The 6408-nt window shown below is 45.1% G+C and carries 9 protein-coding genes and 1 pseudogene; 9 read left to right on the forward strand and 1 reads right to left on the reverse strand.

Features of this window, described 5'->3' with window-relative positions; translation table 11 throughout:
- Positions 1 to 279: helix-turn-helix transcriptional regulator (locus IEY11_RS03645; RefSeq protein ID WP_188885939.1), on the reverse strand; the 279-nt coding region annotated here is incomplete at its 3' end.
- Positions 280 to 423: 144 nt separating this feature from the next.
- Between IEY11_RS03645 and IEY11_RS03650 the strand changes: the two genes are divergently transcribed.
- The 9 genes and pseudogenes from IEY11_RS03650 to IEY11_RS14790 form a co-directional block, all read left to right on the forward strand.
- Entirely contained in the window at positions 424 to 612 is a 189-nt protein-coding gene (locus IEY11_RS03650) for a helix-turn-helix domain-containing protein (protein WP_097780854.1), read from the forward strand.
- Complete coding sequence (locus IEY11_RS03655; RefSeq protein ID WP_015524604.1) at positions 605 to 1297, forward strand: response regulator transcription factor; 693 nt, start codon at positions 605 to 607, stop codon at positions 1295 to 1297. The genes IEY11_RS03650 and IEY11_RS03655 overlap by 8 nt, the downstream gene beginning before the upstream one ends.
- 5 nt (positions 1298 to 1302) lie before the next feature.
- Positions 1303 to 2220, forward strand: coding sequence for a sensor histidine kinase (locus tag IEY11_RS03660; RefSeq protein WP_012816190.1), 918 nt, complete (start codon positions 1303 to 1305; stop codon positions 2218 to 2220).
- A gap of 134 nt (positions 2221 to 2354) precedes the next feature.
- Complete coding sequence (locus tag IEY11_RS03665; RefSeq protein ID WP_118339882.1) at positions 2355 to 3281, forward strand: ABC transporter ATP-binding protein; 927 nt, start codon at positions 2355 to 2357, stop codon at positions 3279 to 3281.
- Complete coding sequence (locus IEY11_RS03670; protein WP_025581211.1) at positions 3274 to 4068, forward strand: ABC transporter permease; 795 nt, start codon at positions 3274 to 3276, stop codon at positions 4066 to 4068. Before IEY11_RS03665 ends, IEY11_RS03670 begins: the two co-directional genes overlap by 8 nt.
- Positions 4069 to 4080: 12 nt before the next feature.
- Positions 4081 to 4896 (forward strand): ABC transporter permease, encoded by an 816-nt coding sequence (locus tag IEY11_RS03675; protein WP_117659145.1) that lies wholly within the window; start codon positions 4081 to 4083, stop codon positions 4894 to 4896.
- 5 nt (positions 4897 to 4901) lie between these two features.
- Positions 4902 to 5363, forward strand: coding sequence for a hypothetical protein (locus tag IEY11_RS03680; protein ID WP_188885830.1), 462 nt, complete (start codon positions 4902 to 4904; stop codon positions 5361 to 5363).
- 444 nt (positions 5364 to 5807) lie between these two features.
- Complete coding sequence (locus IEY11_RS03685) at positions 5808 to 6221, forward strand: RNA polymerase sigma factor (protein ID WP_188885940.1); 414 nt, start codon at positions 5808 to 5810, stop codon at positions 6219 to 6221.
- A 126-nt stretch (positions 6222 to 6347) separates the two neighbouring features.
- Positions 6348 to 6408: pseudogene (locus IEY11_RS14790) on the forward strand (RNA polymerase subunit sigma-24); the annotation flags it as partial.

Below are 6408 nucleotides of genomic sequence, written 5' to 3' on the forward strand. Positions count from 1 at the left end.
AAGCTTCAGCTTGTGGCTGACCCGTTGCCGCTGTTCGCTTTCTTCTCGCATGATCTCCGGGTTAAAATACCGTTCCACGGGAAGTCCGCAGACCTTAATCAACTGGATCATCACAGGCAGGCTCGGAATCGCACCTTGATTCTCAATGTTGGCAAGATACCGCCATTCAATCCCAACCATTTCTGCCAATGTTTTTCGTGCCAGACGCTTTGCCTCTCGTGCGGCTTTGACATCTGCGCCGAAGGTTTCAAAACCGGGACAATCTTCAACTTTCGCCATATAACATCACCCAGTTACATTGTATAATTCATACTTCGCCCGTGGAATGTTGCTATATGCAGGCTGGTTGAAGTTTATAATTCACATTTCGTTCCTTGCATTGTTCGAGAAAGAGAACTATAATGTACTCTGTGGAGGTGCGAAATGGACTATATGACATTGAAAGAGGCCGCCGAAAAGTGGGGCGTGACACCTCGTAGGGTAAATTATTATTGCGCCGGAGGGCGTATCCCCGGCGCTGTGAAAATGGCCGGTGTTTGGCTACTCCCTAAAACTGTGGAGAAGCCGATTGATGGCCGGACAAAACAAGGAAAGGAACTGCGCCATGAATAAAATCCTGATTATAGATGATGACAGAGAACTGTGCGCTTTGATTAAACGTAGCGTACAAGCAGAAAACATAGAAGCTGATTTTTGTAATACCGGAAAAGAGGGCTTACAAAAATTAAGAGAGCAGGAGTATCAGCTTGTGGTGCTGGATGTGATGATGCCTGGTATGGATGGCTTTGAAACGCTGGAAGAAATCCGCAAAGAGAACAGTCTGCCGATTTTGATGTTCACATCTAAAAATGACAGCATTTCTAAAGTACGGGGCTTACGGGCCGGCGCGGACGATTATCTTACAAAACCGTTTGATATGGATGAACTGATTGCCCGCATTGCGTCCCTCATTCGCCGCTACACCCGTTTTAATCATCAAGCCGGAGCTGTGCAAAAACTGGATTTTGATGGATTGCAGATTGACCTTGAAAATCGTTCTGTTACTACATCAAACGGCACTTTTGAACTGCCCCCAAAGGAATTTGATTTGCTCCTGTACTGTGCAAAACATCAAGGGAAAATTTTGACCAAACAGCAGATTTATGAGGAAGTTTGGGGCGAAGAATATTTCTATGATGACAGTAACATTATGGCGATTATCAGTCGGCTTCGTAAAAAATTAGAAGTCAATCCTTCAAGCCCAAAGTATATACAAACGGTCAAAGGGATTGGCTACCGGTTTAATAAGGAGGTGTAGTCAGCATGGAAATTATCGTATTCTTGTCCATTGTGATTGCTGTTGTGGCTGTATTGACTTCCATCGTTCTCGTTCGGCGTGTAAAAAAACAAATAGCAGAAATGACCGATGTGCTGGTTGATGTGAAAAACGGAAATGGCAACCGGCGTATTCTATCTGCAACAAATGAACTGACAGCACCTCTTGCCTATGAAATCAATGAGATCGTTGTGGCCTATGAAAGCAGACTTTCAACTGTACGGCAGACAGAAGAAACCAACCGCCAGCTTATGACGAGCCTTTCCCATGACGTGCGAACGCCCCTTACTACTCTGCTTGGGTATCTTGACGCTACACACAAAGGACTGGTCACAGGAAAAGACCGGGATGATTATATTGAAACCGCCCGTCGGAAAGCCCATGATCTGAAAGAATACATTGATGTACTCTTTGACTGGTTCAAGTTGAATTCAAACGAGTTTGCTTTGGAGATCCAGAGCGTTGAGGTTGCAGAGCTGACAAGAAATATTCTGATCGACTGGATACCGATTTTTGAGGATAAACAGGTTGATTATGACATTGATATTCCTGAACAGCCTGTCCGGGTAAGATTGGATATGGATAGCTATATGAGGATCATCAATAACCTTATTCAAAATGTAATCGCTCACAGCCATGCGGACAAAATCAAAATTTCCCTATCGAAGAAGGAAAATAACATGGAGCTGCTGCTGGCGGATAATGGAGTGGGAATTGAGAAAGAAGATTTGAAACACATATTTGAACGGCTTTATAAGTGTGATAAAGGACGCTCTGAAAAAGGCAGCGGACTTGGTCTTTCTATTGTCCATCAGCTTGTAGAAAAGATGGGTGGAAGTATAACAGTTGAAAGTTTGCCGGGAAAAGGAACTGAATTTATGTTGCTTTTTCCTTTGGAGAGTTAAGCGGGTTCCCGTCTTTATGGCGGGAGCCTTTGTCATTTTACTGGATTTCAAATTGCAAGGTTAATGCAAGGTTGCGGCAAGGTTAATGCAAGGTTGGCATGATAGAATACCTTACAGAACAGGAGGTTTTGAATATGGATACAAATTATATCATTGAAACAAAAAATCTGACGAAGCAATACGGCTCACAAAAGAGTGTGGCTGACTTAAATATCCATGTCAAGCGTGGGAGAATTTACGGTCTGCTGGGCAGAAACGGAGCCGGAAAAACCACTACCATGAAAATGCTGTTGGGCTTAACGAAGCCGACTTCCGGGGAGGTCAAAATCTGGGGAAAGTCTTTGCAAGAGAATGAAAAGAAGCTGTTGCCCCGTATCGGAAGCCTGATTGAGTCCCCCGGTTTTTATCCCAATCTGACCGGCACAGAGAACCTGCGTATCTTTGCTACTCTGCGGGGCGTACCAAACAATCATGCTATCAAAGATGCTCTGGATCTGGTAGGACTGCCCTACAAAGATAAAAAGCTCTTTTCACAGTATTCTCTTGGTATGAAGCAGCGGCTTGCCATCGCCCTTGCCGTTATGCACGATCCGGAGCTTTTGATTTTGGATGAGCCGATCAACGGCCTCGATCCCATCGGTATTGCAGAAGTACGCTCCTTTATTCGGGAGCTTTGCGACGCAAGAGGAAAAACTATTTTGATTTCCAGTCACATTCTTTCGGAGATTTCTTTGCTGGCTGACGATATTGGAATTATCGACCACGGCGCGTTGCTGGAAGAAGAAAGCCTTGCTGAGCTGGAGCAAAAAAGCAGTAAGCATATCCGTTTTACGCTCTCTGATACTGCACAGGCGGCAAGAATTTTGGAACGCAATTTCCATGAAAACCATTTCTCCATACAGGACGACCACAATCTGCGTCTGCACAACCTGGATCTGCCTGTGGGGAAAATTGTAACTGCCTTTGTAGAAAACGGATTGGAGGTATCGGAGGTGCATACTTGTGAAGAAAGTCTTGAAGATTACTTCAAGCGTGTGACAGGGGGAGAAGGAATTGCTTAAACTAATCAAATGCGAATTTTTGAAATTAAAACGGAAGCCATTGGTATTTATTTCCCTACTGCTTTCTGTTTTCATGCCATTGGCTTATGCTTTCTTTCTGGCAGATGTAAACACTGATGTGGATGCTGTAAATGGAGTGATGTCCAGCCTATTCCAGCTTAGTGCATATTTGCTTTTGATGCCGCTTCTTGTGATACTGGCTTCGAATCTGTTGTTTGAGGAATTTGATAATGACACACTGAAAAACCTTGTTACCGTACCGGTAAATAGAACCAAGCTGGTGCTGTCCAAGATGCTGGTTTTACTGTTGTTTGCCGTTGGCTTTATGGCAGTTGGAGGATTGGTAAATCTTGCGGTTTTGTTGTTTCAGGGTTGGGAACCGGTTGGGTTTTGGACCTTGTTTGGCGTTGGAATTGAAGAAGGGCTGATTATGTGGGTGGGCGCACTTCCCTGTATTCTGCTCGTTGTTCTTCTTAATAAAAACTATATCGTGTCTGTCGTGATTACCTTTTTCTATACGATTGCGAATTCTATCCTTTCCACGAACGATATGTTTCTCACACAGCCTTTTGGTTTGAACATAGGAACCCTGTTTCCGGGGCCGCTGGCCTTCCGCTGGACATTCCAATTTTATGACCAAAGCCAGACCAGTGCGGAGTTAGCAGATTTGTTGGAACGGGTCAGTCCGTATTTTCTGAATGGTGTTCAGGTATTCGGTGTGATTATTGTGGAAGCCATTGTATTTCTTGCGCTGATTGCATTTGTTTACCGGCGACAGGAAATCTAAGGGGGTGTGACTATGTGGAACTTATTAAAATCGGAATTACTGAAACTGCGCCGGTGCCAGATTCTTTTGGTAGGGCTGGTGGCGCTTGCACTCTGTCCTTTGGTTCAGTATGGAAGTCAGTTGATTGTGGAGGCAGAGTACCGAAATCCAAATTATGATTTTTCTGCACTATTTGAAAATGTTGTTTGGGGAAACACTCAGATATTCCTTCCAATTTCACTGGTAATGATCGGAGGATGGCTTATAGACAGAGAATCCACTCATGATACACTGAAAAACATCATGACAATTCCTGTTTCTATGCCGAAAATGTTGGGAGCTAAGTTACTTTTAGTCGGTATGCTTGCAGTTCTGCTGGGAATATACAGCGTTGGCATTACCTTGATTACTGGATTGACGGTTGGATTATCGGGACTGACAGCGGAAGTGTTTTTTCATGGAGGTACGCAGATCGTGTTAGCGGCTCTGACGACCTATTTGGTCTGTATGCCGCTGATCCTGATTTTTGGGCAGATCCGAGGGGCATATCTGGGCGGTTCCATTCTGGCGTTCTTCCTTGGATACAGCATGTTGTTTTTCAAAAGTGGTATCCTTGCCAGCATCTATCCGTTCTCTGCTGCGCTGATTTTAGTGGGATTTGACATGAGTGAATATGCCGGAACAACCACATCCTCAACCCCTTTGTTGGCGGTCATTGGGGTTGGCATCATGGTTCTCTGGGCGGTGCTGTTGTTACTGATGTCCAGTAACAAAAAAGAAATGAAATCCCGTAAACAGGCAAATGCCAAGGGAAAAGGAAAGCGTGCTGTACGCAGGAAAGGAAGGTGATAGCTGTGAAGAAAATAGTTTTAGCATTAACATTCGTCCTTGTGGGAAGTTTTATGCTTGCTGGCTGTTCAAAAGATGAAATTCTCAATCATTACAATAACATTGTTCAATCTGCGGGCTCCATAGAACTGACAGGGAAATCGTCACTGCAAGGGGAAAAAGAAAAAGGAATTGATGATTATACAGGGACTTATACGGCTGATTATGCGAACTTTTCAGGTACAGAGTATTTGTTCGGAGGAACTTCCATAAAGAGAGAAGCCGGTAAGGAGCTGTCCATTGATTGCACCTTGGAGATTACGGAAGGTACTGCAAAAGTATTTTGGATTTCTGGATCTGATGAAGCAGTCACGTTGATTGAAGTAACCGGAACTTATAGTGACACAATTACACTTCCTGATGGTGGAAATTATATTGGCATTGAATGTGAGAATTTCACTGGAAACATTGAATTAAATATTGAATAATACTCTGCCGGACGACGGCAAAAGAAAAAAAGCCGTCGTAGAGCAGACAATTTGACACGTCCATTTGAAACGGCGGCTTTGATTTTCAGAGCCGCCGTTTCTTTGCGTCTACACAAACCAATGACGACTTGCAGGGACACGGTAGCCGATTGGAGGTTATTTTGCCGTGTCCTTTTCTCTTTTTCGCAGTATTCATGATCTGCACCAGCTAAAAAAAGCCTGTTCCCAGCAGCGGAGCAATGCGGTCAGAAGTATGCACTATACCATGTAACTAAACAGCAAAATATACTCTATTACGCTCGTATGGCTTTATGCCGTCCGGGCGCTTTTTTGTCTCTATGGAGCCGGAACATCGGGTCAGCATGGCCCGAACTTTATCCCCGGTGCCGTTCTCCGCCGCCCCATTCAGATTTTCCCGAAAAAATCTGAATGGAGGAAAGGCAGATGGAAGTTACCATCAATTATAACGGACAAGCTGTGGCCGTGGAGGTCACGCTGGAAGTCTATGAATTTCTTGACCTGGCCGATCACAAAACGGAGAACCTGTTCCATGAACAGCGGCGGCATTGGGATGGCCGGGAGTTTGACGAGTACATCATTACCACCGAGGGTGTAGGAGCCTACGGCGAAACGCCAGAGGAATACCTTTGCCGCATGGAAACGCTGCATGAGCTGATGGCTGTTCTGGACACCTGTACCGAGGCCCAGCGCCGCCGGTTCCTGCTCTATGCGCTTGACGGGCTGAGCCTTGCAGAGATCGGTGTGCTGTGCGGCTGCTCCAAAGTGGCTGTTTATCAAAGTGTGGAGGCGGTCAGAAAAAAATTTATAAATTTCTTTGAGAACAGGCTTAACGAATGACCTGTTTTCTGGCTACCAAGTGAAAGGGATCATTTCCCTTATCTCAGCGAGGGGCGGACAGCGGACAGCTGTCCGCCTCTCCGATTTTCAGGAGGTAAGCCTATGAAAACAATCAATCTGCGGTGGATGTATCCCCACTACCGGCATGACGAGTTTGTGGATGTTACGGACGAGGTATGGGCAGCGA

The sequence above is a fragment of the Butyricicoccus faecihominis genome, from assembly GCF_014648015.1.
GTDB lineage: Bacteria > Bacillota > Clostridia > Oscillospirales > Butyricicoccaceae > Agathobaculum > Agathobaculum butyriciproducens.